The organism is Isorropodon fossajaponicum endosymbiont JTNG4, assembly GCF_016592615.1.
GTDB lineage: Bacteria > Pseudomonadota > Gammaproteobacteria > PS1 > Pseudothioglobaceae > Ruthia.
In genome coordinates, this window is record NZ_AP013043.1 from 227,310 (window position 1) to 252,597 (window position 25,288).

At 36.2% G+C, this 25,288-nt stretch carries 26 protein-coding genes, 2 tRNA genes and 5 pseudogenes; 18 read left to right on the forward strand and 15 right to left on the reverse strand.

Annotation, left to right across the window (positions count from 1 at the left end):
• The first annotated feature begins 2 nt into the window (after positions 1-2).
• Genes tolR through CVFO_RS01340 form a run of 9 tightly spaced genes read left to right on the forward strand, consistent with a single transcriptional unit; the run spans position 3 to position 6,352 of the window.
• Positions 3-455, forward strand: a complete 453-nt coding sequence (gene tolR, locus CVFO_RS01300) for a protein TolR (protein ID WP_201339797.1) — start codon at positions 3-5, stop codon at positions 453-455.
• Positions 455-1,336, forward strand: a complete 882-nt coding sequence (gene tolA / locus CVFO_RS01305; RefSeq protein WP_201339798.1) for a cell envelope integrity protein TolA — start codon at positions 455-457, stop codon at positions 1,334-1,336. The genes tolR and tolA overlap by 1 nt, the downstream gene beginning before the upstream one ends.
• Complete coding sequence (locus tag CVFO_RS01310) at positions 1,336-1,728, forward strand: antitoxin Xre/MbcA/ParS toxin-binding domain-containing protein (RefSeq protein WP_201339799.1); 393 nt, start codon at positions 1,336-1,338, stop codon at positions 1,726-1,728. The genes tolA and CVFO_RS01310 overlap by 1 nt, the downstream gene beginning before the upstream one ends.
• Entirely contained in the window at positions 1,725-2,426 is a 702-nt protein-coding gene (minC, locus tag CVFO_RS01315; protein ID WP_201339800.1) for a septum site-determining protein MinC, read from the forward strand. Before CVFO_RS01310 ends, minC begins: the two co-directional genes overlap by 4 nt.
• 23 nt (positions 2,427-2,449) lie before the next feature.
• The gene (gene glyS / locus CVFO_RS01320; protein ID WP_201339801.1) at positions 2,450-4,549 is read left to right on the forward strand and encodes a glycine--tRNA ligase subunit beta; all 2,100 of its coding nucleotides are present in this window, start codon (positions 2,450-2,452) and stop codon (positions 4,547-4,549) included.
• Positions 4,549-4,986 (forward strand): D-aminoacyl-tRNA deacylase, encoded by a 438-nt coding sequence (gene dtd / locus CVFO_RS01325; RefSeq protein ID WP_201339802.1) that lies wholly within the window; start codon positions 4,549-4,551, stop codon positions 4,984-4,986. Before glyS ends, dtd begins: the two co-directional genes overlap by 1 nt.
• An 8-nt stretch (positions 4,987-4,994) precedes the next feature.
• A complete protein-coding gene (locus tag CVFO_RS01330) occupies positions 4,995-5,390 on the forward strand; it encodes a PGPGW domain-containing protein (RefSeq protein ID WP_225879293.1) in 396 nt (131 codons plus the stop codon).
• A gap of 3 nt (positions 5,391-5,393) precedes the next feature.
• A complete protein-coding gene (locus CVFO_RS01335) occupies positions 5,394-6,026 on the forward strand; it encodes a hypothetical protein (protein WP_201339804.1) in 633 nt (210 codons plus the stop codon).
• Positions 6,023-6,352 (forward strand): Spx/MgsR family RNA polymerase-binding regulatory protein, encoded by a 330-nt coding sequence (locus CVFO_RS01340; protein WP_201339805.1) that lies wholly within the window; start codon positions 6,023-6,025, stop codon positions 6,350-6,352. Before CVFO_RS01335 ends, CVFO_RS01340 begins: the two co-directional genes overlap by 4 nt.
• Here the strand turns inward: CVFO_RS01340 and trxA are convergent.
• Complete coding sequence (gene trxA / locus CVFO_RS01345) at positions 6,349-6,714, reverse strand: thioredoxin (protein ID WP_201339806.1); 366 nt, start codon at positions 6,712-6,714, stop codon at positions 6,349-6,351. The genes CVFO_RS01340 and trxA overlap by 4 nt on opposite strands.
• Positions 6,715-6,798: 84 nt before the next feature.
• Between trxA and ruvC the strand changes: the two genes are divergently transcribed.
• Positions 6,799-7,269, forward strand: coding sequence for a crossover junction endodeoxyribonuclease RuvC (gene ruvC / locus CVFO_RS01350; protein WP_201339807.1), 471 nt, complete (start codon positions 6,799-6,801; stop codon positions 7,267-7,269).
• Here ruvC and CVFO_RS01355 read toward each other — a convergent pair.
• The 8 genes and pseudogenes from CVFO_RS01355 to CVFO_RS01385 all read right to left on the reverse strand — a co-directional run bounded on the left by CVFO_RS01355 (position 7,266) and on the right by CVFO_RS01385 (position 13,160).
• Positions 7,266-8,420, reverse strand: a complete 1,155-nt coding sequence (locus tag CVFO_RS01355; RefSeq protein ID WP_201339808.1) for a cation diffusion facilitator family transporter — start codon at positions 8,418-8,420, stop codon at positions 7,266-7,268. The genes ruvC and CVFO_RS01355 overlap by 4 nt on opposite strands.
• Positions 8,421-8,469: 49 nt before the next feature.
• On the reverse strand, positions 8,470-8,694 hold the full coding sequence (locus CVFO_RS09370) for a tyrosine-type recombinase/integrase (RefSeq protein ID WP_201340370.1): 225 nt from the start codon (positions 8,692-8,694) through the stop codon (positions 8,470-8,472).
• Complete coding sequence (locus tag CVFO_RS01365) at positions 8,648-8,998, reverse strand: site-specific integrase (protein WP_201339809.1); 351 nt, start codon at positions 8,996-8,998, stop codon at positions 8,648-8,650. Before CVFO_RS01365 ends, CVFO_RS09370 begins: the two co-directional genes overlap by 47 nt.
• 821 nt (positions 8,999-9,819) lie before the next feature.
• Positions 9,820-10,927 (reverse strand): annotated as a pseudogene (locus CVFO_RS01370) (IS3 family transposase).
• Positions 10,928-11,168: 241 nt separating this feature from the next.
• A pseudogene (locus CVFO_RS08715) lies at positions 11,169-11,337 on the reverse strand (SulP family inorganic anion transporter); the annotation flags it as partial.
• Between the two features lie 32 nt (positions 11,338-11,369).
• Entirely contained in the window at positions 11,370-12,467 is a 1,098-nt protein-coding gene (aroC, locus tag CVFO_RS01375; protein WP_201339810.1) for a chorismate synthase, read from the reverse strand.
• Positions 12,468-12,860 (reverse strand): GFA family protein, encoded by a 393-nt coding sequence (locus CVFO_RS01380; protein ID WP_201339811.1) that lies wholly within the window; start codon positions 12,858-12,860, stop codon positions 12,468-12,470.
• Between the two features lie 223 nt (positions 12,861-13,083).
• Positions 13,084-13,160: transfer RNA gene (locus CVFO_RS01385), tRNA-Arg, on the reverse strand.
• A 182-nt stretch (positions 13,161-13,342) separates the two neighbouring features.
• Here CVFO_RS01385 and pyrF point away from each other — a divergent pair.
• The 4 genes and pseudogenes from pyrF to CVFO_RS01405 form a co-directional block, all read left to right on the forward strand.
• Complete coding sequence (gene pyrF, locus CVFO_RS01390; protein WP_201339812.1) at positions 13,343-14,038, forward strand: orotidine-5'-phosphate decarboxylase; 696 nt, start codon at positions 13,343-13,345, stop codon at positions 14,036-14,038.
• 20 nt (positions 14,039-14,058) lie between these two features.
• A tRNA-Val gene (locus CVFO_RS01395) sits at positions 14,059-14,135 on the forward strand.
• 126 nt (positions 14,136-14,261) lie between these two features.
• Positions 14,262-15,643: pseudogene (locus CVFO_RS09085) on the forward strand (class I SAM-dependent DNA methyltransferase); the annotation flags it as partial.
• A pseudogene (locus CVFO_RS01405) lies at positions 15,640-16,262 on the forward strand (BRO-N domain-containing protein); the annotation flags it as partial. The pseudogenes CVFO_RS09085 and CVFO_RS01405, both read left to right, overlap by 4 nt.
• A 40-nt stretch (positions 16,263-16,302) precedes the next feature.
• Here the strand turns inward: CVFO_RS01405 and CVFO_RS01410 are convergent.
• The 3 genes and pseudogenes from CVFO_RS01410 to CVFO_RS01420 all read right to left on the reverse strand — a co-directional run.
• A pseudogene (locus CVFO_RS01410) lies at positions 16,303-16,704 on the reverse strand (DDE-type integrase/transposase/recombinase); the annotation flags it as partial.
• Between the two features lie 125 nt (positions 16,705-16,829).
• Positions 16,830-17,180, reverse strand: coding sequence for a transposase (locus CVFO_RS01415; RefSeq protein WP_201338890.1), 351 nt, complete (start codon positions 17,178-17,180; stop codon positions 16,830-16,832).
• A gap of 108 nt (positions 17,181-17,288) precedes the next feature.
• The gene (locus CVFO_RS01420; protein ID WP_245394590.1) at positions 17,289-17,615 is read right to left on the reverse strand and encodes a methyltransferase family protein; all 327 of its coding nucleotides are present in this window, start codon (positions 17,613-17,615) and stop codon (positions 17,289-17,291) included.
• A 140-nt stretch (positions 17,616-17,755) separates the two neighbouring features.
• Here CVFO_RS01420 and ubiM point away from each other — a divergent pair, with 140 nt between their 5' ends.
• Together ubiM and pdxH are read left to right on the forward strand one after the other, a co-directional pair.
• Positions 17,756-18,949: a 5-demethoxyubiquinol-8 5-hydroxylase UbiM gene (ubiM, locus tag CVFO_RS01425; protein ID WP_201339816.1), complete on the forward strand. Its 1,194-nt coding sequence runs from the start codon at positions 17,756-17,758 to the stop codon at positions 18,947-18,949.
• Positions 18,949-19,587, forward strand: a complete 639-nt coding sequence (pdxH, locus tag CVFO_RS01430) for a pyridoxamine 5'-phosphate oxidase (RefSeq protein ID WP_201339817.1) — start codon at positions 18,949-18,951, stop codon at positions 19,585-19,587. Before ubiM ends, pdxH begins: the two co-directional genes overlap by 1 nt.
• Here the strand turns inward: pdxH and aroE are convergent.
• From aroE to CVFO_RS01445, 3 genes are all read right to left on the reverse strand, one after another.
• A complete protein-coding gene (aroE, locus tag CVFO_RS01435; RefSeq protein WP_201340371.1) occupies positions 19,576-20,379 on the reverse strand; it encodes a shikimate dehydrogenase in 804 nt (267 codons plus the stop codon). The two genes, pdxH and aroE, sit on opposite strands and share 12 nt — an antisense overlap.
• Positions 20,380-20,381: 2 nt before the next feature.
• Entirely contained in the window at positions 20,382-22,202 is a 1,821-nt protein-coding gene (locus CVFO_RS01440; protein ID WP_201339818.1) for an Rne/Rng family ribonuclease, read from the reverse strand.
• Between the two features lie 336 nt (positions 22,203-22,538).
• Positions 22,539-23,258: a pteridine reductase gene (locus CVFO_RS01445; RefSeq protein ID WP_201339819.1), complete on the reverse strand. Its 720-nt coding sequence runs from the start codon at positions 23,256-23,258 to the stop codon at positions 22,539-22,541.
• A 14-nt stretch (positions 23,259-23,272) separates the two neighbouring features.
• Between CVFO_RS01445 and CVFO_RS01450 the strand changes: the two genes are divergently transcribed.
• On the forward strand, positions 23,273-24,367 hold the full coding sequence (locus tag CVFO_RS01450) for a class I SAM-dependent methyltransferase (RefSeq protein ID WP_201339820.1): 1,095 nt from the start codon (positions 23,273-23,275) through the stop codon (positions 24,365-24,367).
• Between the two features lie 16 nt (positions 24,368-24,383).
• Entirely contained in the window at positions 24,384-25,184 is an 801-nt protein-coding gene (locus CVFO_RS01455) for an undecaprenyl-diphosphate phosphatase (protein ID WP_201339821.1), read from the forward strand.
• The last annotated feature ends 104 nt before the right edge of the window (positions 25,185-25,288 follow it).

A 25,288-nucleotide genomic window follows, 5' to 3' on the forward strand; every position in this document is an offset into this window, starting at 1 on the left:
CCATGATTGAATTACCAAAACGCCACAGACCTGTCATAGATGCACAAATTAATATTGTGCCATATATTGATGTGATGTTAGTGCTGTTGGTAATTTTTATGATGACCACGCCTATTATTGAGCAAGGTATTGAGGTTGATTTACCTTCCGCTGAGGCAAAAATGGTAGATTTCACGCAACAACAGCCTACAATCATTACCATTGATAAGCAAGGTAAATATTTCATCAATTCACTTAATGAGGATAATTCTGATGTTGCCAAAGGTGAAAAATTGCCATTAGGTATTATTGCAGGGCGCGTTAGTGCTCGGCTTGAAATCTATCCACAAATGAAAGTGTTTGTTCGTGGTGATAAACAAGTGGCTTACGGCTCTGTTGTATCTTTGATGTCTTTTTTACAAAAAAATGGGGTTGATAAGATTGGTATTGTGACTGAATCCCCAGGTGCAAAATAATGAACATTGATTTTTTAAAAAGAATTAAACTGCCTAAAATTGCCAGGCAACACCCTTTTGCTTTTTGGGTGGCAATTGTGCTTCATGTTGGGTTGGTTATTGGCTTGTTATTTTCAAATGTTCAACGTTGGGAAATTCCAAAACAGACTGCCAAATCAAGCGTGACACCTAAAGCAGTGACGATTGATTTAACTGAAATTAAAAAAGAAAAACAACGATTAATCAATATTAAGCAAAAGCGAGAAAAGCGCCTTGAAGCGTTACAACGCGCAGAAAAAAAAGTTGAGAATGAGCGTTACAAAGAACAGCAGCATTTGAAAAAACTCAAAGCAAAAGTTAAACAAGAGAAAAAAGCCAAAACCACTGCTGAAAGAAAAAGAAAAGAGGCCGAGAGTAAAAGTAAGCAAGCCTTAAAGAAAAAGAAATTGGCTGAGAAAAAAGCCCTTGAAGCTGAAAAGAAAAAACAAGCAATTGAAAAGTTACGTCAAGTTGAAGCTAAAAAATTCAAAAAAGAACAAGATAATCGTTCATTGAAAAAAGAGATTCAGGCTGAAGAAGACCAGGATAGACAACTGGCTCAAGAGGATATTTTAAATGAACTAAAGCTTAACTATATCAATCAAATTGCCTCAAGAATAAAAGAAAAGTGGCGTTATCAAAGCGCGAAAGATAGTTGGGGTTGTGACGTTGAAATTTTGCAAGATTTGAATGGGCAGGTAAAAAGCGTCAATCTTAAATCTTGTAATGTTGATAATAGTGCTAAGGCGCAATCATTTAAAGACTCAATTGAGCGCGCTGTTTATAAAGCGTCGCCATTACCAGATGCGCCTGATAAGAGTGTATTTGATGCGCAAGTCTTGTTTCACTTTAAGGTCAATTAATGGATATTTCCAAGTTAGATGACAAGACTCAGTCAAAGCTTACTTTTCAGTTGTCTCAAATCTTAGAAAATTGGCATTTAGAAGATGTTGAGCAACTTAAATTATTAGGCTTAGACGGGCTTATTAAGCCTAGACATTTGTACCTATACAGGCGTTCAGATAAGTCGTTTGATTTTGATGAGCAATTAGCAAAACGCACTGAAATGATTTTAGGAATTAGTGAGTCTTTGGGTACAACTTTTCCAACCAATAAAGAATATGGGGCAATTTGGCTTAAGCGTTCAGTTAAAAATTTTAAGCATAAAACACCACTGGAACTTATGTTAAGTGGCGATACTGGTATGCTGCGCGTTTGGCATTTTTTGGATTGCACACAAGGGTGGAAAAATTGAATAAAATTGAGATTAAGGCTCAAACTGAGACACTTTATACACTCAAAGTACACGCCAATGATACCGATACATTGGCACAAGAAATTAGTACTTTGAGTTGTGATAATGGACAAAAATTTCAGCATGCACCTGTTATTCTTCAAATTGAAGATAAAAACTTATCTGCAAATGAATTGGCAGTGTTGGTTGAAATTTTGACGCAAAATGATATGGTGGTAGTAGGAATTCGCTCAGACAAGCAAGAGTTGATTGATTTTGCTAAGTTTTCTGGTATGGCTGTATTTGGTAAGCCGATCAAGCCCAAAAAAACCAAGTCAAGCCAAGAAAAAACAACTAAAACCACGCCAAATTCACACCAGAATAAAGTCTATCAAGCGCCTAAAGTTGTGGCTGATGAAGTGAATTCATTTGAACAAGTTATTGCAAAAGACAGCAACTTGGTTCTTTTGAATGACGTTAAATCGGGTGCTGAAATTATGTCATTTGGCAATATTTCAGCTTACAAAGAAGCGCAAGGGTCTTTGTTTGCTGGCATTAATGGTGATGAAAAAGCCACTATTTTTATTCAGTCTTTCAATGCGCAATTAATCTCCATTGCTGGTATTTATAAGCGATTTGATACTGTGCCAAGCAAATTATATGCACATCGGGTAATGATTGATTTATTGGCTGGCAAGCTAAGATTTCAAGTTATTTAAGTCAAACATACTCACAAACCCTTATGAATGCACAAGATTTTTTATTAGAGCTCGGATGTGAAGAACTTCCACCAAAACGCTTGCAGCAATTATCCAATGCACTTACGCACAATTTAACCACTGAACTTGATAAACTTAAATTGTCTTATTCAAGCGTTGAGTCTTTTGCCACGCCTCGTCGTTTAGCAGTATTAGTTAGCAATCTTCAACTGCAACAAAACGATCAAACTATTGAGCGTAAAGGTCCATCAATTAGTGCACCTGACCAAGCTATTGAAGGTTTTGCTAAATCTTGTGGTGTGATTAAGAATGCATTAGCGCAAAAAGCATTTAGCAAGGCGCAATATTATTTTTTTACCAAGCAACAAAAAGGCCTAAAAACAATAGATTTACTTGAATCTATTGTTGATATTGCTATTCAAAATATCCCTATTGCCAAGCCTATGCGTTGGAGCAATTTAGATACATATTTTGTACGCCCAACGCATTGGCTGATTATGATACTAGGTTCTGATATTGTACCAGCTTCAATTATGGGTCTGATTTCTGGCAATACAACCAGAGGTTTGCGTTTTACGGGTGAACGCATATTTGATATTACTTGTGCCAAAGATTATCAAAAAACCCTTCTTGAAAAAGCGCAAATTGAAGTTGACTTCAATACACGCAAAGAAATGATTCGAAAGCAAGTGATTCAGGTGGCGAAAAATAACAACGCCACAGCAGTTATTGATGAATCTTTGCTTGATGAAGTTTGTGCATTGGTTGAATATCCACGTGCATTCTCGGGTAGTTTTTCGTCTAAATTCTTAGATGTGCCGGAAGAGGCACTTATTTCTGCAATGAAGTTGCATCAAAAGTATTTTCATATGCTAGATACGGATGGCAATTTGATACCAGCATTTATTTCAGTTGCCAACATTGAATCTAGTGATTTATCAGTTATTATTGATGGTAATGAGCGTGTAATTCGTCCACGTTTGGCTGATTCAGAGTTTTTCTGGGAGCAAGATAAATCAACTACTTTAAAATCTAGAATTCCAAAATTAGATAGCGTGTTATTCATGGATGGACTTGGTTCAATGGGAGAGAAGGCCAGACGCATTAAAATATTATCGGGCGACATTGCTGATATTATTGGTGCAAATACAAAACACAGTAAACGCGCAGGGCTACTATCGAAAACGGATTTAATCACTGATATGGTGGGTGAGTTTGCTGACCTACAAGGAGTGATGGGTGGGTATTACGCCCTTAATGATGGCGAAGATCTGGTAGTTGCAAGTGCTATCAGTGAGCATTACCATCCAAGATTTTCAGGCGATACATTGCCCTCTACAAAAGAGGGTTTATGTGTTGCAATTGCCGATAAAGTTGATAGTATTGTGGGTATTTACGGTATTGGACATAAACCCACTGGTTCAAAAGACCCTTATGCGCTCAAGCGAGCAGGGTTGGGCTTATTGCGGATGATAATTGAGTCAGAATTAGACTTGGACTTATTTGATTTGATTGACAAATCAGCTAAATTATACGAAAAAGACAAATTTAAAGAAGGTATTATAGATGAAATTAATAATTTTATATCTGAGCGTTTAAGTGCTTATTATCAAGATAAAGGCATTGATAAATCAGTTGTAAAAGCAGCTCAGAATAGATCTAAGAGTAACAAAAATCGTGTGTATGACTTGCACTTACGCATTCAAGCTTTGCACAATTTTGTGCAAAATGAAAATTTAAAAAGCTTGGTTGAAGCTTACAAACGCATTAGCAATATATTATTTAAAGATATTAGTTCTAAAGATACGGCTGATGGTGGATATATGATTAAACCTAAACTATCTATAGCTAGAGTTGGTGAAGATATAGAATTTATCAATAAATTTGATACAAATCTTTTAAATGCACACACAGAATTTAATAAAAAAATGAAGATAAATGGACAAAATTATTTATTTATCATGGATGCTCTTTTAGAATTAAAACCTGCTATTGATGATTTTTTTGATAATGTTATGGTACTTGATGATGATTTAGAGCTTAGAGAGAAAAGAGTTGGTTTGCTCATGGCAGTGAATGGCTCATTTAGCTCTATTGCTGATTTCTCATATTTGTCAAAATAATGAAAGCCTTAATCCAGCGTGTTTCTAATGCCAAAGTTGAAGTAGATGGCGAGGTTACAGGCGAAATTAAGCAAGGGATTCTGGTTTTTTTAGGGTTTGAGAAAGCAGACGAAAAACCACAAGTTGATAAAATGATTAAGAAGTTATTGACTTATCGAGTATTTTCTGATAAGCAAGATAAAATGAATTTATCAGTTAAAGAGGTATTGGGCGGCGTATTGGTTGTTTCTCAATTTACCTTAGCAGCTGATACCAACTCAGGCACAAGAGCTGGTTTTTCTACTGCCAAACCACCAGAACAAGCCAAAGTGTTGTTTGATTATTTTTTGACCCAAATGAGGGTTGATTATCATAAGGTTGCCAGTGGTGTTTTTGGTGCTGATATGCAAGTATTTTTAACTAATGATGGACCTGTGACATTTTTATTATCATGTTAGATGACATCATGGCACTTTTAAGTCAATTTGAAGACGTGCTAATGATGATTGGTATCGTTTCTGGCGTGGTCTTTGTCATTAGTTTATTATTAATGCCTTATTTATTAGGATTAATTCCATCCAATTATTTTCTAAAAAACCCAGAAAAACAATTAAAAATAAACAAGCCCTTTGGCCTAATCAAATTGATACTTAAAACACTGATTGGTTTTATATTGCTGGTTGCCGGTATTATTATGCTGGTAACGCCAGGTCAAGGATTGATATCAATTTTATTAGGTTTGTTTTTAATGGAATTTCCAGGCAAGCGACAATTAGAGCTTAAATTAATCAATCACCAGCCGACTTTTAAAACACTCAACTGGCTGCGCTCTAAAGCTAACAAACCTCCATTTAAGCGATAATTTATGAAAGAAAGCAAAATAATATCAATAGTGTTACTAGCAGCAGTGGCAATATTTATACTGTTTTACCTGCTGACTCGCGACATGCAAATGCCACAAAACCAATCCATGCCATGGCAAAGTTTTATCAATAATCAAGGCAATACAGTTGCGTTTAATTTAACCATGGGTAGTAGTAATCTTACCGATGCAATGCATTTATTCGGCTCTGAGGTTGAGGCTTCTTTGTTTGAAAGTAAGGGTAAAGTGCCAGAGCTAGAAGCGTTTTTTTCCAGTACTAAAGTAGGTGGCATTGGTGCTGGTATTGTTTTAAATTTAATACTTGATCAAAAACGCATTGAGCGTTTGCATAACAACATTAAAGAATCAATGGTTATGCCTTCAGGCGTTAGAAAAACAATGTTTAATTTAACTGCTGAAGCGTTAATGTTTGATTTAAAGATTAGGTCATTAACCTTTATACCTAAAGCAGATTTATCAAAAGAAGTGATTGTTAATCTATTTGGTGAGCCTAGTAGAGTAGAGCTAGCTAGTCAGGGTGTGTCGTATTGGTATTATCCAACCAAGGGTTTACGTATTATTGTTGATGATGAAAATAAAGAAATTTTAGAGTTTTATAACGAGGTAATTCAATGATTAAAATGTATGGTATTAAAAACTGCGATACCATTAAAAAAGCACAAAAATTCTTAATTAATCATCAAGTTGATTTTGAATTTATTGATTTTCGTGATAATCCGATTGATAAAACTAAACTGCAAACATTTGTAGATAAGCTCACTTGGGAAAAACTAATCAACAAGCGTTCTATTACTTATCGAAACTTAAATGATGAAGAAAAAGATAATATTACTTTAGAATTGGTATTAAAAAATCCAACACTTATCAAACGTCCAGTATTGGTAACGAATAATGATATTATGGTTGGATTTAGCGAAAAATCTTATTTAGAGTTGTGCTAACTATTATTTTGCTCTTTAATTTCTTTACGTACTTTATCCATATCAAGTGCTTTGGCTTTGTCAATAACAGCTTCCAGGTCAGTGCCTGACATTGCACCTGGTTGAGAAAAGATTGCAACTTGCTCTCTAAAAATCATCAAAGTAGGAATAGAGCGGATTTGAAAATTACCTGCCAGTTCTTGTTCATCTTCAGTGTTTACTTTGGCAAAAATAACATCATTTACTTTGTCAGAGACTTCATCATAAGTAGGTGCAAATTGCTTACAAGGACCACACCATGGCGCCCAAAAATCCAACACAACAATATCGTTATTTTGAATGGTTTCGTCAAAATTACTTTGGTTTAATTCTAATACTGCCATTTGATTAACCCTTAAAACTTAAAAGTATATCATAAGGGTGTAATATGCGTTGAGCAAAGCCCAAGCTTTTGATAAAATATTTTTATGAAAATTTTAGGGGTTGATCCCGGATCAAGAATAACAGGCTTTGGCTTAATTGAAGCCAATAAGCTTAAATTTAATTATTTATCTAGTGGCTGTATCCGTACTCAAGGTACGTTGCCTGAGCGCATTACGACTATTTTTGTAGAAATCGAGCAAATTATTCAGAAATATCAGCCTGATGTTGTGGTGATTGAGCGTGCTTTTATGCGTCCTGATCGTCCAAATCCTGATGCAGCAATTAAGCTTGGGCATGCGCGAGGCGCTATTATTTCAGCGGCAGGTTCAAATCATAGACTGATGGTTGAGTACAGTCCTAATCAAATCAAAAAAACTGTTGTTGGGAAGGGGCACGCCGCTAAAGAGCAAGTGTCATTTATGGTGCAGGAGTTATTAAAACTTAACAAAGCACCTCAGGCAGATGCAGCAGATGCACTAGCAGGTGCTATTTGCCATGCTTATCATTGTCTTTAATCTTGGCTAAAATAAACCTTAATTTTGCCAAAACCCTTAAGCTTGCTAACAGTTTCTTGTAATTTTTCTAGTATTTTATCGGCACTATTATCAGACTGGAGGCATTTAAGTGGTAGATAAAAATCTACATGAATTTTACCTTCTAAATAGTGCAACTGAATACGGTTAATTTTACCATCGCACTTGTTATTAAATAAGGCTTTAGTCAAAATTCCCAATGCTTGCGCGCGTTCTGGCAAAGCCTCGTAAGGTGTATTAATTTCATCATCTTCTACGTCAATATGCACGGTTACATCACTTAAATCTTTTAAGCATTTTTTAGCCACACGCTCAACACTAACACTAATAATATGCCCCTCGCTAACACTTAAAAATGGATCAACCTGCACATGTACATCACAAGAAATGGTGTGCCCAATTTTGCGAGTGCGTAGGGAATGAACACTATTAACGCCACTAATTTGTCCTAGTGCGTGTTTTAATTGTGTCACTTGTTGTGCGTCAATGGAGGTGTCTACCAGTTCTTTGGTTGCATCTAAACCTAATTCCCAAGCAATATAGATAACCATCAAACCCACAACAATAGCCGCAATGCTATCTAAATATGGATAGCCATTTAAACTGCCAAAAATACCAATCAATACCACAATTGAAGACAATGCATCTGAGCGGTGATGCCAAGCATTGGCTTTTAATAAGTCAGATTTATAAGCATTAGCCACCTTTAAGGTATACCAATATAAAGTCTCTTTAGAAAAAATTGACAAAGCGGCAATGCTTAAAAGTAGAGCACTATGTGAAAGCGAAGCAGGGTTGGCTAGTCTAGTCATAGCATCAAAGATAACACCCAAGCCAACAATAGCTAAAATAACTGCAAGACCTAGCGTGGCAACTGTTTCAAAGCGCTTATGCCCATAAGGGTGCTCCTCATCAGCATCAAGAGCTGAATGCTTGGTGGCATATAAAACCAAGCCATCAGACAATAAATCAGAAAACGAGTGCACACCATCTGCAATTAAAGCGCCAGAATTGCCAATAAAACCTGCAATAATTTTAAATACCGCTAATAAAAAATCAACAACAGCACCCGCAAGGGTGACTTTTTGACTGGCTTGTGTGCGTTTAGCTAAATCCAAAGTGGAAAAAATCATGAATGACGATTGCCTTATTTTATGTTATCTCTGTTCAAATATGCAATTATTAAATCATGTCTAGTGGTGATAATGGCTTATTAGAGCTTTCTTTTTGTGCAGCATGTGAGTAAATCAAAGTAGAGCCTATGTATTCGTGACCTAAAAGTTTTTGTACAGTTTTAAGGCCAACTTGATTTTGTAATAAATGTACTGCATAAGAGTGCCTGAATGTTTGTGTGCTGATCTTAACGGTTATTTTTTGTCTTTTTTGCTGCCAAAGAAAGGTTGTAATTAAGCGTGTTGCTAATAATGGGCAATCTAATTAGCAGTCCATCTATGTTGTTGCATAATTGCTTCATTGGAAATAAATAACACTTATTTTGCCTGATTCGGTGAAAATATTTACTTTTTACATCTTTTTTAAATTGCTTTTTAACCAATTCGATTTGGCAGTTTAGATGGCTAATAATTTTAGTGGGTATAGATAAAACTCTAAAATATTTAGGGTTAGAAATGGTGAGTTGATTGGTGTCAAAATTAATGCTTTTGATTTTAAGATCAAGCGCCTCGCTTGATCTTAAACCGCAACCATACAATAAGTAGGCAATAAGTTGATAAGTGCCTTTTAGTTGGAAAATGACTGATTCTGCTTGTTCTTTAGAGGGAATATCAGGTAAGTTTTGTGTGTGGTTAACTCTTAATGTTGAGATTAAATCTTTTTTAATGCTAATTTTTGATATCTTTTGATAAAAAAATAAAATTGAATTTAGTGCTTGATTGTGAGTGGATACTTTTAATTTTTTTTATTAAGCAAATGAGTCAAATATTTTTCAATGTGACTTAAGTTAAATTGGGCATTTTCAAGATGATGATATTTTACAAAACGCAAAATTCAAGATTGATAAATAAGAACCGTTTTTTGACTGTAATGATGCTTATTTAATTGATGATTAATGTCTTGTTTGCTAATAAACTGCATTTTTAATTTAAGGATTAAAATGGTGAAATATCATCTTTCGAATTATTTGAAAAACCAACAATAATATTAAAATTATTAAACTTAGGAGTTTTATAAAGAGAGACCTTTGCGTAATTCATAATTCCCTCTCCAAAATTCCATTCTTTTTATTTTTTCTAAAAAATTTACCAGATTTTCTCATCTTTGCATAAAAATCTAACAAACCACCTTTTAAATAGATGCTTTTAGCATTTATTTTTCTTATTTTTTACACCATTCCAACCTTTAAACACAACAACCCCTCAGGCTTTGCATTCGTTTGAATATATTCATGCCAGTCTTTCAAGTTGTGACTCATGGCAATTAACTGAGCCCTGGTTTTATTTCTTTCTAAACCAAGGTATCTTACCTTGCCTAAACCATGATGAACTGCAATGCTCTAACCTACTTGGACACATTTCAAGCCGCTTTTTTCAATTCAGCCATCTTTTGAGCAGGTGTTAAATACCCAATCGCTGAATGAATCCTTTTGTAATTATACAAGTAGATATAACCCTCTACATTTTGCACGACTTCACTATGATTTGCAAAACTTTGATAATTTAATCTCTCAGTCTTCAGACTTCTAAAGAAACGCTCCATGACCGCATTATCCCAACAATTACCTCGCCTGCTCATGCTTTGAGTAATGTTGTTCTTGTTGCAATAATCAATAAAAACTTTAGAAGAGTATTGAGTCCCTTGATCAGAGTGGAACATGTGTTTATTTGTATTGGGCTGGTGTCTAGACACCAGCATTACTAAGCGCATCCTTTGCCAACTGAGCATTAGGCTGTTTTGACAATGCCCAACCAACAACTTGTCTTGAGCCTAAATCCAACACACTGGCTAAATAACTCCCACCTTGATAGGTTTTGATATAGGTAATATCACCAACCCAATGCGTATTAATTGATTGCTGCTCAAACACACGATTTAATAGGTTTTTTGCCTTTTTAAACATCAATCTAGTATTAGGGTAATAATGACGCTTTCTTGGGCGTATGGCAACTACATTGGCTTTTTTCATTAGCGTTGCAGTTTGGTAAATACCAATGTTATAACCTTGGTTATTCAAAACTACTCGCATTCTGCGTTTGCCATAGGTGTATCCAACTTCAATAGCAGTTTGTTTGATTAATTTAATCATAGCGTTGGTGTTGTTGTTTACTCGCTTATCTTTGACTTGATAGTAATAACTACTGCGAGGAAGTTTGAGTAATGCTCATAATTCTTTAGTATTGTATTGTTGGCAAGCCTTGTTTATCTTGATAATCATATCACTTGGTGATTGTCCACAGCGAACAAGGCTGTTGCCTTTTTTAAGATTTCATTGTCCCTTTGTGCGCGCCAAAGTTGTTTCTCAAGCAGTTGTATTGTTTGTTGTTCAGAAGTCAGCGCTTTGCCTGACTCTGGTGTTTGTCCACCAAGCTCTGCTAGGTATTGTTTTCTCCATCTGCTAACTGCTGAGGAGCAAGCTCCTGATATTATCATGATTTTTTTTATTGGTGTAATTCTCATGCACCATGAGTTTGGCATAATCTAGTGTTTCCCCCTCAAGGGGGTATTGAACAGAATGTTCAACGGTAAAAGTCACTCGTTGTTTTCTTGATTTATATTGTGTCATTACTGACCTCCTTATGGTTTGTATTATAAGGCTATCTTTGTGTCCAATAAAATTAGACTATTGCAGTATGGCTTTAGCACGATACTCATTGGCGCGTTGCTGGTTGATGCTGGCTTGACGATAAAGATTGTTGGCTGAGTTTTGTAGTAATCATGCCAACCATGAAGGCAGCATACAAACCCACCAAAGGGTGAACCTGAGTAACCAGTGCAAAACCACTGTCTCTGGTACTAAGGCAAGTGCCACGGTTAGGCCTGATAAAAAATCATTTTTAACATTATTGGGGCGTATTTATTAATCAATGAAAACATGTGTTCCTTATTTTGAGTTTGGGTGAATAAATCTACATTGAGGCTGGAATAATAGGCGTGATTGATGCAACATTTGAGTTTTGAGCTCGGTGACGCATGACGTGGTCCATAATGGTTATTGCCAACATGGCTTCAGCAATAGGCGCTGCACGAATACCCACGCAAGGGTCATGACGACCTTTAGTAACTACTTCAACGGGCTTTCCATTTTTATCAATACTTTCAATTGGCAGGCGCAAGCTTGAAGTTGGCTTTAGTGCAATAGACACTAAAATATCTTGACCTGAGCTAATCCCACCTAAAACACCACCGGCATGATTTGACTTAAAACCTACTAGGGTAATAGCGTCACGATGTTCAGTACCTTTTTGGGTGACTGCTTCAAATCCGACGCCAATTTCAACACCTTTTACGGCATTAATACTCATCATGCCGTGGGCAATATCTGCTTCTAATCGATCAAAAATTGGCTCCCCCAACCCGACAGGCATATTATTTGCTGTGATGTTAATTCTAGCACCTACCGAATCGCCTGATTTTCGCAAAGCGTCCATATATTCTTCTAATGCCTTAACTTTGCTAGCATCAGGGCAGAAAAATGGATTATTGTGCACTTCAAGCCAATCAAAATTTTCAGCCTTAATAGGGCCCAATTGAGATAAATAGCCTTTAATTTCAATACCGTACTCTTGTTTTAAATATTTCTTAGCAATGCCACCACAAGCAACGCGCATAGCAGTTTCTCTTGCAGAAGAGCGTCCACCACCACGATAATCTCTAAAGCCGTATTTTTGATCATAGGTGTAATCAGCATGACCAGGACGAAAGGTGTCTTTAATATTGCTATAGTCTTTAGAACGTTGGTCGGTATTTTGAATGATGAGTGCAATTGGTGTGCCTGTGGTTTTTCCTTCAAATGTGCCAGATAATATTTTCACTAAATCCTCTTCACAGCGTTGGGTGGTATGGCGAGAAGTGCCTGGCTTTCTAAGGTCTAAATCACCTTGTAAATCAGCCTCAGTAAGCGCCAGTCCTGGTGGACAACCATCTACAATGCCAATTAATGCCTCGCCATGAGATTCACCTGCTGTGGTGATTGTGAATAATTTTCCAATCGTATTACCACTCATTTACCACTCCTTGTGTTGAGTAACAGTGTCACAAATATTATCCCAGTTTGCTTTTGAGTCTGTGAAAATATGCTTCTCAAGAGGTTCTTTAATATCATTCGTAATTGTGCCTAGTCTAATTCTTGTGTGGTCTGGATTGTTTTTTAGCTTTGCCATAATGGGCGAGCCACAAGTTTTGCAAAAAAATCGACTTTTGTTGGCATTTTCTTTAAATTCAGTTAAGTTGTTTTCACCATTTATAAACTCAAAGTTTTCATTTTTTACATTGCCATTTGTTGCAAATGCTGTACCTTGAACTTTTCGACATTCAGAACAATGGCACATGACAATATCGGTAATTTTTTGATGTAGCTTAAATTGTACCGACCCACACAAGCATTGACCTTGATGCATAATAATCTCAGAAAAAATTCTAATTATACCTGTCTATTTAGCCAGTTGGTTATACAGCCAAGTAATCATAAAGCCACCAATGGTTACGTTAAAAAAATGCCTAAATCACGCCAATGATAATACCAATTAAATTTGCCACAATTGAAATCAATAGCAACCTAATAGAGCATATAGTTCCTAGTGCTATTGCTAGAACTTTCGTGTTAGTTTTGCTATATTTTAATGGTGCCCTCGACGCGATTTGAACGCATGACCTGCCGCTTAGGAGGCGGCTGCTCTATCCAGCTGAGCTACGAAGGCAATGTGATTATTATCCACAATGTGACTATCTATTGAACTCTTTGCATTATTTTTTATCCGCTCTTATTAGCTAGGTGTTGGGTAGATGTTTCTTTAAGTAGGCTTATGTTTTACAAATTTTCGTAATTTAAATCACAGTATAATTCAGGTATTTTTTTACGTAGTATTTATTTCAAAATTACATGAAAGATATTAAAGTTAAAGATAGGCTTATTTTTGCCCTAGATGTGCCAGAAGTTGAACAAGCTAAGGACTTAGTCATCCAACTAGATGACAGTGTTAATTTTTATAAAATTGGCATGGAGCTATTAATGACAGGTCAATACTTTAACTTGCTTGATTGGTTATTAGAAAAAGACAAGAAAGTCTTTGTAGATTTGAAGTTTTTTGATGTGCCAGAGACTGTCGGTAGAACCATTAAGCGTTTAAGCCAATATGGCGCTACTTTTGCTACCATTCACGGCAATCAAGCGCTTATGGAAAAAGCCGCTGAAAATAAAGGCGAACTTAAAATCTTAGCAGTAACCGTACTCACCAGTCTTGATAGAGGTGATTTGGATGATTTAGGCTTTGATTGCGATGTGCAAGAATTGGTTATTTCTCGTACCAAACGTGCTTTTGAAGCAGGCTGTGATGGCGTAGTATCTTCAGGACTTGAAGTGCCATTTTTACGTGAATATGTTGATAACAAATTAATCGCTGTTACCCCGGGCATTCGCCCCGTAGCTAATGATGATGATCAAAAACGCGTGGTTGATGTGGCAACTGCATTTAACTCAGGATCAGACTATATTGTCGTTGGTCGCCCGATTAAAAATGCCACTAGCCCGTACCAAGCAGCACAAGATATTCAAACAATTATCAAAGGTTGTTTTTAAGTATAATAGCCACTTCTTTTAGTCGCGTAGCTCAGCTGGTTAGAGCACTACCTTGACATGGTAGGGGTCGGTGATTCGAATTCACTCGCGACTACCATCAAAATCTAAGAGAATATCAATTCTCACCTATTTTTTTTTATGCCATATTTCTAATATTTTGTGTTTGTATGTTGGTTAAAATAAGGCTTAATTATTATTATAAATATTGTGGCAAGCCATGTTTGAACAAACCTCATGGGTGTTATTCTTAAAATATTTGCACGATTTAGAGCAAGACAAACAAACGGTAGCTGAACTCACTGGAAAGGCTTGTCAATCTATTATTTCCACCCAATTTCAATGGTCAGCTTGGGCAACACCAAAACTTGATAATGGCGATATTGACCATAACGCTTTAACAGGCGATGATTTATTAGATTTTGTTAACAACCAGTTGTTTCCTTATTTAAAAAAATTCAAAACACAAGCCATAAGTGCCAACACCATCGAATATAAAATTGGCGAAATTTTATCAGAATTAAAAAATCGCATTCAAAGTGGTTACAACCTATGAGAAGTGATAACGCTTGTTGATGGGTTGCGTTTTAGAACGCACCAAGAAAAACACGAAATGAGCCATTTGTATGAAAGCAAAATTAAAAACACGGGCAATGCTGGGCGTAATGGTGGCGAGTATTACACCCCTGGAGCACTTATTAAAACCATTGTTAAAGTGGTTTCACCCAAAATAGGTAATACTATTTACGATGGGGCAGTTGGCTCGGCTGGGTTTTTAGTGGAGGCGTTTGATTACCTTAATCAGTCTAGTCTTTCCACGAAACAAGCCCTTACTTTGCAACAAAATACTTTTTACGGTAAAGAGAAAAAATCCCTCGCTTATATCATCGGCATTATGAATATGATTTTGCATGGGATAGAAGCCCCTAATATTATTCACACCAATACATTGGCTGAAAATTTAAGCGATATTCAAGAAAAAGAACGTTATGACATAGTGCTTGCTAACCCACCTTTGGCGGTAAAGAGCGCTCAGGAGTACAGGAGTACAACAAAATTTCCCAATTAAAACGGGCGAAACTGCCAGTTTGTTTTTACAACATTTTATTAAAATACTCAAAGCAGGAGGTAGTGCTGGCGTGGTGATTAAAAACACCTTTTTAAGCAACACTGATAATGCCTCAATTGCCTTACGCAAAGAATTATTAAGTACTTGTAACTTACATACCGTTCTAGATTTACCAGGCGGAACATTCACAGGGGCAAGGGTAAAAAACAGTAGTACTCTTTTTTAAAAAAGGAAGTGCAACCTAAAAGACTTGGTTTTATCAATTAAACTTAGACAGAAACTTAGGCAAAACCAACCCACTTAATGAAAAAGATTTGAGCGATTTTATCCAATTATAAAAAACCAACGCTCAAAGTGAAAACTCATGGACAGTAAACATAAAAAATATTATTAACCAAGTAACCTTTGATTTATCCGTTAAAAACCCCAATACACTAGAAGAAGCCCCGCTGCGAAACCCTGAAGAGATTTTAAAAAATATGGCACAACTTGATAAAGAAAGCGCCACTATTTTAGAGACGGTTAAGGCTTTGTTATGAATAAAAAAAACAAAATTCAACTGTTTCAAGACCAAAAAATCAGAACCCACTGGGATGAGGATAAAGAACTTTGGTATTTTTCTATTGTTGATGTGGTGGCAGTTTTAAGTCAAAGCACAAACCCATCAGCCTATTGGCGAAAATTAAAACAACGCCTGTTGGCAGAAGGCAATCAAACCGTGATAAATTGTCACGGTTTGAAAATGAAAGCAGCAGACGGCAAAATGCGCTTAACTGATGTAGCAGATACCGAGCAACTTTTACGTTTAATCCAATCTATCCCTTCTAAAAAAGCCGAACCCTTTAAACTTTGGCTAGCCAAAGTTGGGGCAGAAAGAATAGCAGAAACCGAAGATCCAGAGCTGGCTTTTGATAGAGCAATGGCAACTTATCTTAAAAAAGGTTATTCCAAAGCGTGGATTAACCGACGCCTAAAAAGCATCGAAGTGCGCAAAGAGCTCACTGATGAGTGGAGCAAGCGAGGCATGAAAGAGGGTTTGGAATACGCTATTTTAACCGATGAAATCACCAAAGCATGGGCGGATAAATCCATTAAAGACTACAAAAAACTCAAAGGCTTAAAACAGAGAGCCTACGAGACAATATGAGCAACCTTGATCAGAGTGGAACATGTGTTTATTTGTATTGGGCTGGTGTCTAGACACAGCATTACTAAGCGCATCCTTTGCCAACTGAGCATTAGGCTGTTTTGACAATGCCCAACCAACAACTTGTCTTGAGCCTAAATCCAACACACTGGCTAAATAACTCCCACCTTGATAGGTTTTGATATAGGTAATATCACCAACCCAATGCGTATTAATTGATTGCTGCTCAAACACACGATTTAATAGGTTTTTTGCCTTTTTAAACATCAATCTAGTATTAGGGTAATAATGACGCTTTCTTGGGCGTATGGCAACTACATTGGCTTTTTTCATTAGCGTTGCAGTTTGGTAAATACCAATGTTATAACCTTGGTTATTCAAAACTACTCGCATTCTGCGTTTGCCATAGGTGTATCCAACTTCAATAGCAGTTTGTTTGATTAATTTAATCATAGCGTTGGTGTTGTTGTTTACTCGCTTATCTTTGACTTGATAGTAATAACTACTGCGAGGAAGTTTGAGTAATGCTCATAATTCTTTAGTATTGTATTGTTGGCAAGCCTTGTTTATCTTGATAATCATATCACTTGGTGATTGTCCACAGCGAACAAGGCTGTTGCCTTTTTTAAGATTTCATTGTCCCTTTGTGCGCGCCAAAGTTGTTTCTCAAGCAGTTGTATTGTTTGTTGTTCAGAAGTCAGCGCTTTGCCTGACTCTGGTGTTTGTCCACCAAGCTCTGCTAGGTATTGTTTTCTCCATCTGCTAACTGCTGAGGAGCAAGCTCCTGATATTATCATGATTTTTTTATTGGTGTAATTCTCATGCACCATGAGTTTGGCATAATCTAGTGTTCCCCCCTCAAGGGGGTATTGAACAGAATGTTCAACGGTAAAAGTCACTCGTTGTTTTCTTGATTTATATTGTGTCATTACTGACCTCCTTATGGTTTGTATTATAAGGCTATCTTTGTGTCCAATAAAATTAGACTATTGCACATTAAAGGTGGTGATAAGAAAGCAGAAACATTGCTTAAGAGATTACAAAAAAGGTAAAAACCTGCCTGTATTGTTTTTATAGTTTTTATATTGCTTAAAACGCTTATTAAGTAATCTTTCTTCTAAATTTGATTTAAGTATTAAATCAATAACAAGAATTAGCATCACCAATTGAGAAATTGGGTGAGTATTGCTAAGCAATAAGCCTGAAGATAATAATAACACACTGGTATACATAGGGTGGCGAATGAATCGATAAACGCCGTGGGTTGTTAGTTTGTGTTGTTCTTTAAGGGTAGGGGTGATATTGAGGTTATCTAGACGCATATTAATAAGTGCAAGTAACCCAATAATAAGCGACAAACTCAATAGCAATAGAGGCATAAGACTAAAGTCACTAATTTGTGAATTAATGATTAAATAGATAATACAAGCAAATTGGATAACAACATAAATCATAGTAAGTGCTCATGGTTATAATAAGCTTATTATCTCAAATTTTTTGTTGAATGAAAGTTGATATTGTAATTATTGGTGGTGGCCCAGCAGGTTTAAGTTTTGCTAGCGCCATGCTTGATTCTAACGTTAAAGTGTTGTTGATTGAAAAATCAAGCCTTGATTCTATTGCCAATCCTCAGGCAGGTGGCAAAGAAATTGCATTAACACATTTATCATTAAAAATTCTAAAGAAGTTGGGTGTTTGGGATTTAATTAATCAGGCAGAAGTCTCTCCTTTAAAAGAAGCGAAAGTGTTTGATGGTGATTCACCTTCTTTGTTGAATTTTACAACTAAGAATACTTCAATAGATGCCTTGGGTTATTTGGTGCCTAATTATCAAATCAAAAAAGCACTTTACACAAAGGTTAAACAGGCAAAAAATATTGATATTGTCACCGACATGGGTGTTGAAAATGTAGTCCAATTGGATGGTTGTTCGCAAGTTATTTTATCTAATGGTGATAAGGTTAAGGCTAAATTAGTCATTGCTGCTGACAGTCGTTTTTCAGACATTCGTCGAAAAGCTGGCATTCCAGTCCTAATGAAGGATTTTTCCAAAGTCATGATTGTTACTCAGATGAGCCATGAAATGTCACATAACAATGTTGCCTTAGAGCGCTTTGATTATGGGCGAACATTGGCATTATTACCAATGGTAGGCAAGGTTTCGTCTGTTGTGTTAACGGTTAAAACTGACCAATCTCAGGCAATGCTTGAGATGAATGAGGCTGATTTTAATCAAATGATGACACAATCATTTAAAGGTGGGTTGGGACAAATGATGCAAGTGGGCGAGCGTCATTCCTATCCCTTGGTTGCAACGCATGCGCAAACTTTTATTGCTAAGCGTTTTGCACTGATTGGCGATGCCTCGGTGGGTATGCACCCTGTGACTGCACATGGGTTTAATTTAGGTTTAAGAGGTCAAGACATATTAACAAAATTGGTTAATGAGGCGCTGGATAATGGCCAAGACATTGGCTCTGAATCTTTACTAAAGTTGTACGAGAAAAAGCATATTAATTTAACTAGACTAATGTTTTTTGGCACTAATGGTATTGTGGCATTATTTACTAATGATGCGCCAGTGATTAAACAAGTAAGGCGATTTGTGCTTAAGTTTGCTGAGCATTTTCCGCCCATTAAGTATCTAATTTCTCATCATTTAACACAAGATAAAAAGCACAAATTTTTACCATTTTGATGAAAGTTGATTTAACCAGTCTTAGGCATGAATTTACTCAAAGCGGCTTAAATCGGGCTGATTTGAATAGCAATCCTTTTGAACAATTTGAGTTGTGGTTTCAACAAGCCCAAGAAGCAGACGTGGTTGAACCAAGTGCCATGAGTTTAGCAACAAGTGATGATAGTGAAATAAGTATTAGAACCGTATTGCTCAAATACTTTGACAAACACGGTTTTGTATTTTTTACAAACTACAACTCTAAAAAATCCAAACAACTTCAAACCAATCCAAATGTGGCTTTATTATTCCCATGGCTGGCCTTAGAAAGGCAGATCAAAATTTCTGGTTATGTAGAAAAAGTCAGCACACTTGAATCTTTAAAATATTTCTCTTCCAGACCAAAAGCATCTCAACTGGGTGCTTGGGCATCTCAACAATCATCAAATTTATCCTCAAAACAGGTGTTATTATCTCAATTTGAATCAATGAAGGTTAAATTTAGTAAAGGCGAGATACCATTGCCTGATTTTTGGGGTGGCTATCGCGTTATACCATTAAAGATTGAATTTTGGCAGGGTAGAGAAAATCGATTGCATGATCGATTTATATACCAGTTAAGCGAAGATAAGTGGAGAATTGAGCGTCTAGCGCCTTAAACTACTTAGAACTTGTTTAGCATTAGGTTTTACACCTGTCCAAAACTCAAAAGCTGTTGCTGCCTGTTCAACCAACATACCTAAGCCGTCGCTAATCATTGAGCCGTGATTGGTTGTTGCCCAGTCCATAAACGGCGTTTGTTTGCCATACATTAAATCGTAACAAATTGCATTATTGGCGACACCAGAGGCGATACCAGGCATTCTCCCATCAAGTGATGCACTGGTAGCATTGATAATAATATCAACAGGGTTGTGTTTAATTTTATCCAGACCAAAACCGCAAGTCTTGCCAAATTTAGCAAAGTCTTTAGCCAATTTAATTGCTTTAGATGGGGTTCGATTGGCAATCATAACACGATTGGGTTGCTGTTTTAAAAGAGGTAATAAGATACCTTGTGTTGCACCACCTGCACCTAAAATTAGGATAACTTTATCTTCTAATTCAATACCAAGATTGTGAGTTAAATCATTGACCAGTCCAATACCGTCGGTATTTTCACCAATGATTTTATCTTGCTCTATTTTGATGGTATTAACCGCACCTGCTGTTTGGGCATTTAACGTGAGTTCGTTTGCAAATTCAAACGCGTCTAGTTTAAAAGGCACAGTAATATTAAAACCATTTGTACCTTGATTAATGAATGCTTGTGCCGAGGATGAAAAATCATCAATAGGTGCTAAGATTTTATCATAACTAACTTCAAACCCTGTCTGCTGAGCAAACTGAGTGTGAATATTTGGCGACAAACTATGTTTAATCGGATTGCCAAAAACAGCAAATTTGTACATCATTAATCTTGCTTTTTATTCGCCTCAGTTTGTGCATTTTGTTTTTGTTGAGGTTTTTGCTGTTTGGCAGTATTATTTTGCTGTTTATTTTGATTGTTGTTTCTATTTCGGCTTCTATTTCGATTCCTATTGTTAGGATTTGTTCTATGTTTGTTGGGTTGTTTTTTCTTCTTCCCAAGCAAAGCATTTTTTATTTTCTCAAACAATGAAATTTGCTTTTCAGGAACGCGCGTGCTGGGTCTATTTACATTAATAGCGGGAATTTCAGCTTGGTTTGAAAGACCATTCTCAGCCAGTACATGTTGTGGCTTTGAAATGCCTTGGTAGCTTTTATGCTGTGACTTCTTGTCCCCTTTTTGCTTATTAATGGTGAAATTAGGAAACGGCATATATGGATTAGGCAGTAAGGTAATTTTAATGCCATGTTTGTCTTCTAATTTTGTTACCTCTTGACGTTTTTCATTCAAAATATAAGTAATTACTTCCACACTTGATTGAATGGTTAAGCGTGCTGTTTGTTTAGCAGCATTACAACCGTCTTCAAGTTGTCTTAAAATGGTTAATGCTAATGTTGGAATGGTTGGCGTAGTGCCACGACCATGACAAGTAGAACAAGGTTTTTCAACCGATTCAGAGACTGAATTCATTAATCGCTGTCTTGACATTTCAAGTAAACCAAATTGAGAAATGGTGCCGATTTGGATGCGCGCTCGATCTGCGTTGGTGGCTTTTTCCATGGCTTTTTCGATTGACACTCTATGCTCTTCAGAAGCCATATCGATAAAATCAATCACGACCAATCCACCAATGTCTCTTAATTGTAGTTGTAGGGCGATTTCTTTGGTTGCTTCTAGGTTGGTGTTGTAAGCAGTTTCTTCAATGTCAGCACCTTTGGTAGCGCGAGCAGAGTTGATATCAATGGCAGTAAGTGCTTCAGTTGGGTCAAAGACAATGGTGGCACCTGTTCGTAGCGATACTTCTCGGTTAAATACGCTTTTAACCTGAGTTTCAACGCCCATATGGTTAAATAAAGAGTGTTCAGAAACATCAAAAAATTTGATGCGGTCTAAGTAGTGTGGCAACACAAAGCTGACAAATTCTTTGGCATTTTGAAAAGCTTCTAATTCGTCAATAATAACACTATCAGTGTCAGAGCGAAGATGGTCGCGTAATGTGCGAATAATAATATCACTTTCTTGGTAAATTAAGAAAGGCGCACTGCGTGCTAAAGACGCTGTATTAATTGATTTCCATAAGTTAGAAAGATAATCTACTTCCCATTGCAACTCCTCAAAGCTTTTGCCAGCACCTGCAGTGCGAATAATTAAACTTGAATGGTCAGGTAGAATAATTTTGCCAATAATTTCTTTTAAAGATTGTCGGTCTGAGGCGACTATTTGTCTTGATATGCCATGACTTTTCGGATTGTTTGGCATTAAAATCATATAAGCACCAGCAAGGTTGATATAAGTGCTGAGTGCTGCGCCTTTATTGCCACGCTCTTCTTTTTCAATTTGGACAATAATTTCTTGTCCTTCTTTTAAAACATCAGAAATGGTTAGTTTTTCACCCTTGGCTTTGGCATCATTATATAACGTTTCTGCAACTTCTTTAAAAGGTAAAAAACCTTGTTTTTCTTTGCCGTAGTTAACAAATGCTGCCTCTAGTGATTGCTCTACTCGAGAGATTCTACCACGGTAGATATTGCCTTTAGTTTTTTTATTAAGGCTGGTTTCTATATTAAGGCCAGTTAGTTTTTTGTTTTTGACAATACCTACTCTGATTTCTTCGGAATGAGTTGCATTGATTAAAATATGATTCATGGCTAAGTCCTAGTGTGAATGGACTTTGTTGCACATATAAAAGCTCAACACTGGCGTGCTGATTTGGTATTAAAGTGTAATTTATTCTTATCATAAAATGATTAAAAACTTATTCATTAAGGGTTCTAAACCCTTTTTTATTTAGCTACTTAAAAGCGGTTAAATAATTAATTTACTTTATATGGCAACAAAAAGCCCAAAATATTAATAGTATTTTTTGTGGTATTTATTTTTGGCACAAAAAACATTTGAAAAATCTTCTTAGAAGATGTAAATTTAAACACCAATTTTTTTCGGATTATATCATAAAAATAGTATGATATTTATCAAAGACCCTTATTGATTAAGTGTGCGACCACCATCAACATTGATAACTTGCCCAGTAATGTAGGTAGAATTAGCTAAAAATAAAACAGTATCAGCAATATCTTGTGCACTGCCTTGTTTTTTAAGTGCAATTTTTTTAAGCATGTTGTCTTTTTGGGCTTGGTCAAGTTCGGCTGTGTTTTCTGGCCACAAAATTGACCCAGGAGACACTCCGCAAACACGAACATTGGGCGCTAATTCTTTAGCCAGTGTTTTGGTCATCATGGCAATGGCTGCCTTAGAAATGTTATAAATTGCATGATTTTTTAAAGGGCGCTCGCTGTGAATATCCACAATATTGACAATGCAACCTTGGTTTTGAGCTAATTTTTTACTTAAAGTACTGGATAAAAATAAAGGTGCCATAACATTGATATCCATAATGGAGTGGTAGTCATGTTGATTTAATTGACTGATAGGTGTTGGGTAAAACACTGATGCATTGTTAACTAAAAGATTAAGCGACTTGATGGTATCGCAAAGTTTACTCACTTCTTGGCTATTGGATAATTCAGTTTGCAAAGTACTGGCAGAATTTTGGCGAATATTGTTAAGCTTATTTGCTAAGTTTTGAGCAGCTTGAGATGAATTTCTGTAATGAATAATCACATGATAATTATTCTTATGCAAAGTATGGCAAATTTGCGCGCCAATTCTATGCGCCCCACCTGTGACTAACGCTGTTTTCATATAAAATACGCCAAGTGAGTCTTGAACAAATTATTAAAAACACTATTATACAAAATGCTGGACCTATAAGTTTCGATGAATTTATGGATTTGGCACTTTATCACCCTACATTGGGCTATTATCGATCGGGTTTGGAAAAATTTGGCGAAAAGGGCGATTTTATTACCGCGCCAGAAACTTCAGATTTGTTTGGGTTTTGCTTATCCTGTCAATGTGCACAGGTGCTAAATGGCACTAACGATATTTTAGAGTTTGGTGCGGGTAGTGGTATTCTTGCTACTCAGATACTTTTCGAACTAGGAAGGTTAAACAGCCTACCCAAGAAGTACTATATTTTAGAGTTAAGTGGCGAGCTTAAACACAGGCAAGCGCAAACCATTAATAAAATACTGCCAGAATTAATGGATAGAGTGGTTTGGCTTGATGAGCTGCCAGTAGATTTTTCTGGTGTGGTAATTGCTAATGAAGTGCTAGATGCCATGCCGGCAAAACGTGTTGTTTATAAAAATAACCAATTTTATGAATTGGGTGTTGATTATCGTGGACATGAATTTTTCTGGAAAATATTTGATTTTCCTTATCAAAGTGATAAAGCACTTTTGCCTAACAATGTAGCTGAAGGTTATAAAACCGAAATCAATTTTCGTGCCACGGCGTGGATTGATTCCTTATACAAGGTTACTAATGAGGTGCTAGTATTGTTGATTGATTATGGCATGGGCAGGGATGAGTATTTTCATCCACAAAGGTTAAACGGTACTTTAAGGTGCTATTACCAACATAAGGCAAGTGAAAATCCGTTTGTAAATATAGGCGAGCAAGACATTACCACATCGGTTAATTTTTCTGATATTGCCGATCAAGCAAGTGTGAGCGGTTTTAAAATTAGTGGCTATGCAACACAGGCGTTGTTTTTGATTTCATTGGGTATTGATGAGTATTTACTTGAACAATTAGATGAAGATAAACGCATCAATTTGGCACAACAAGTTAAACAATTGGTTTTACCCAGTGCAATGGGCGAGAGTTTTAAGGTGCTGGCTTTAAGTAAAAAATTATCGGTAAAATTAACAGGATTTGCTGAACAAGACTTAAGCGGTAAATTGTAAGAGGCTTTTATAAAACATGGATATTCTTCAAACAATCGTTTTGGCATTAGTTCAAGGTTTAAGTGAATTTTTACCCATTTCCTCTTCAGCACATTTAATTTTAATACCAAAATTAACCAATTGGACTGATCAGGGTTTGGCGTTTGATGTGGTGGTGCATATGGGCACTTTAAGTGCGGTGATATTTTATTATCAAGCAATGATTAAGCGTTTGTCTTTTGATTTTTATCACTCAATAATTAAACGCCAAAGTATTGGCCAATCAAAGTTAGCATGGGGCATATTATTAGGCACTATTCCAGTAGGGCTGGCTGGTGTGATATTTAAAGATTCTATTGCAACTGATTTTCGTTCAGTAGAGATTATTGCTTATGCAACACTAGTATTTGGCATTCTTTTAGGCTTTGCTAGTTGGTTTAATCATAGGAATAAAAATCTAAAAAGTACAATTAGTTGGGTAGATATTGGCTTTGTCGGCATGATGCAAACCTTAGCATTAATTCCAGGAACTTCTAGGTCAGGAATAACAATCACGGCTTGTATGCTGGTGGGGCTGTCTAGGAAATTGTCAATACAATTTGCATTTTTATTATCCATTCCTGTCATTAGCCTGTCATTAATACTTATATTGATTGATTTGTACCATCAAGCGCAATTGGTGAATGTTAGTTTATTAGCCATGGGCTTTGTGGTTTCAGCAATTAGTGCTTATGTAACCATTGTTTTTTTTATCAAGTTAATAGACACAGTCGGCATGATGCCATTTGTTATCTATAGATTAACTTTAGGCATATTTTTATTTTTATTCATCTTATGAAAACATACCAATTCCAATCTAAACCTTTTTTATCCTTAACTTTGTCTCCTTGTTGTTGTTATTTAGTTGAGGCAATGCTACCACTCGAGAATATTGGGATTATT

Excerpts from the sequence above, each read along its gene's own strand:
- tolR (WP_201339797.1), top strand. The coding sequence starts at position 3 with ATGATTGAATTACCAAAACGCCACAGACCTGTCATAGATGCACAAATT.
- tolA (WP_201339798.1), top strand. The coding sequence starts at position 455 with ATGAACATTGATTTTTTAAAAAGAATTAAACTGCCTAAAATTGCCAGG.
- CVFO_RS01310 (WP_201339799.1), top strand. The coding sequence starts at position 1,336 with ATGGATATTTCCAAGTTAGATGACAAGACTCAGTCAAAGCTTACTTTT.
- glyS (WP_201339801.1), top strand. The coding sequence starts at position 2,450 with ATGAATGCACAAGATTTTTTATTAGAGCTCGGATGTGAAGAACTTCCA.
- dtd (WP_201339802.1), top strand. The coding sequence starts at position 4,549 with ATGAAAGCCTTAATCCAGCGTGTTTCTAATGCCAAAGTTGAAGTAGAT.
- CVFO_RS01330 (WP_225879293.1), top strand. The coding sequence starts at position 4,995 with ATGGCACTTTTAAGTCAATTTGAAGACGTGCTAATGATGATTGGTATC.
- CVFO_RS01335 (WP_201339804.1), top strand. The coding sequence starts at position 5,394 with ATGAAAGAAAGCAAAATAATATCAATAGTGTTACTAGCAGCAGTGGCA.
- CVFO_RS01340 (WP_201339805.1), top strand. The coding sequence starts at position 6,023 with ATGATTAAAATGTATGGTATTAAAAACTGCGATACCATTAAAAAAGCA.
- trxA (WP_201339806.1), bottom strand. The coding sequence starts at position 6,714 with ATGGCAGTATTAGAATTAAACCAAAGTAATTTTGACGAAACCATTCAA.
- ruvC (WP_201339807.1), top strand. The coding sequence starts at position 6,799 with ATGAAAATTTTAGGGGTTGATCCCGGATCAAGAATAACAGGCTTTGGC.
- CVFO_RS01355 (WP_201339808.1), bottom strand. The coding sequence starts at position 8,420 with ATGATTTTTTCCACTTTGGATTTAGCTAAACGCACACAAGCCAGTCAA.
- aroC (WP_201339810.1), bottom strand. The coding sequence starts at position 12,467 with ATGAGTGGTAATACGATTGGAAAATTATTCACAATCACCACAGCAGGT.
- CVFO_RS01380 (WP_201339811.1), bottom strand. The coding sequence starts at position 12,860 with ATGCATCAAGGTCAATGCTTGTGTGGGTCGGTACAATTTAAGCTACAT.
- pyrF (WP_201339812.1), top strand. The coding sequence starts at position 13,343 with ATGAAAGATATTAAAGTTAAAGATAGGCTTATTTTTGCCCTAGATGTG.
- CVFO_RS01415 (WP_201338890.1), bottom strand. The coding sequence starts at position 17,180 with ATGACACAATATAAATCAAGAAAACAACGAGTGACTTTTACCGTTGAA.
- ubiM (WP_201339816.1), top strand. The coding sequence starts at position 17,756 with ATGAAAGTTGATATTGTAATTATTGGTGGTGGCCCAGCAGGTTTAAGT.
- pdxH (WP_201339817.1), top strand. The coding sequence starts at position 18,949 with ATGAAAGTTGATTTAACCAGTCTTAGGCATGAATTTACTCAAAGCGGC.
- aroE (WP_201340371.1), bottom strand. The coding sequence starts at position 20,379 with ATGTACAAATTTGCTGTTTTTGGCAATCCGATTAAACATAGTTTGTCG.
- CVFO_RS01440 (WP_201339818.1), bottom strand. The coding sequence starts at position 22,202 with ATGAATCATATTTTAATCAATGCAACTCATTCCGAAGAAATCAGAGTA.
- CVFO_RS01445 (WP_201339819.1), bottom strand. The coding sequence starts at position 23,258 with ATGAAAACAGCGTTAGTCACAGGTGGGGCGCATAGAATTGGCGCGCAA.
- CVFO_RS01455 (WP_201339821.1), top strand. The coding sequence starts at position 24,384 with ATGGATATTCTTCAAACAATCGTTTTGGCATTAGTTCAAGGTTTAAGT.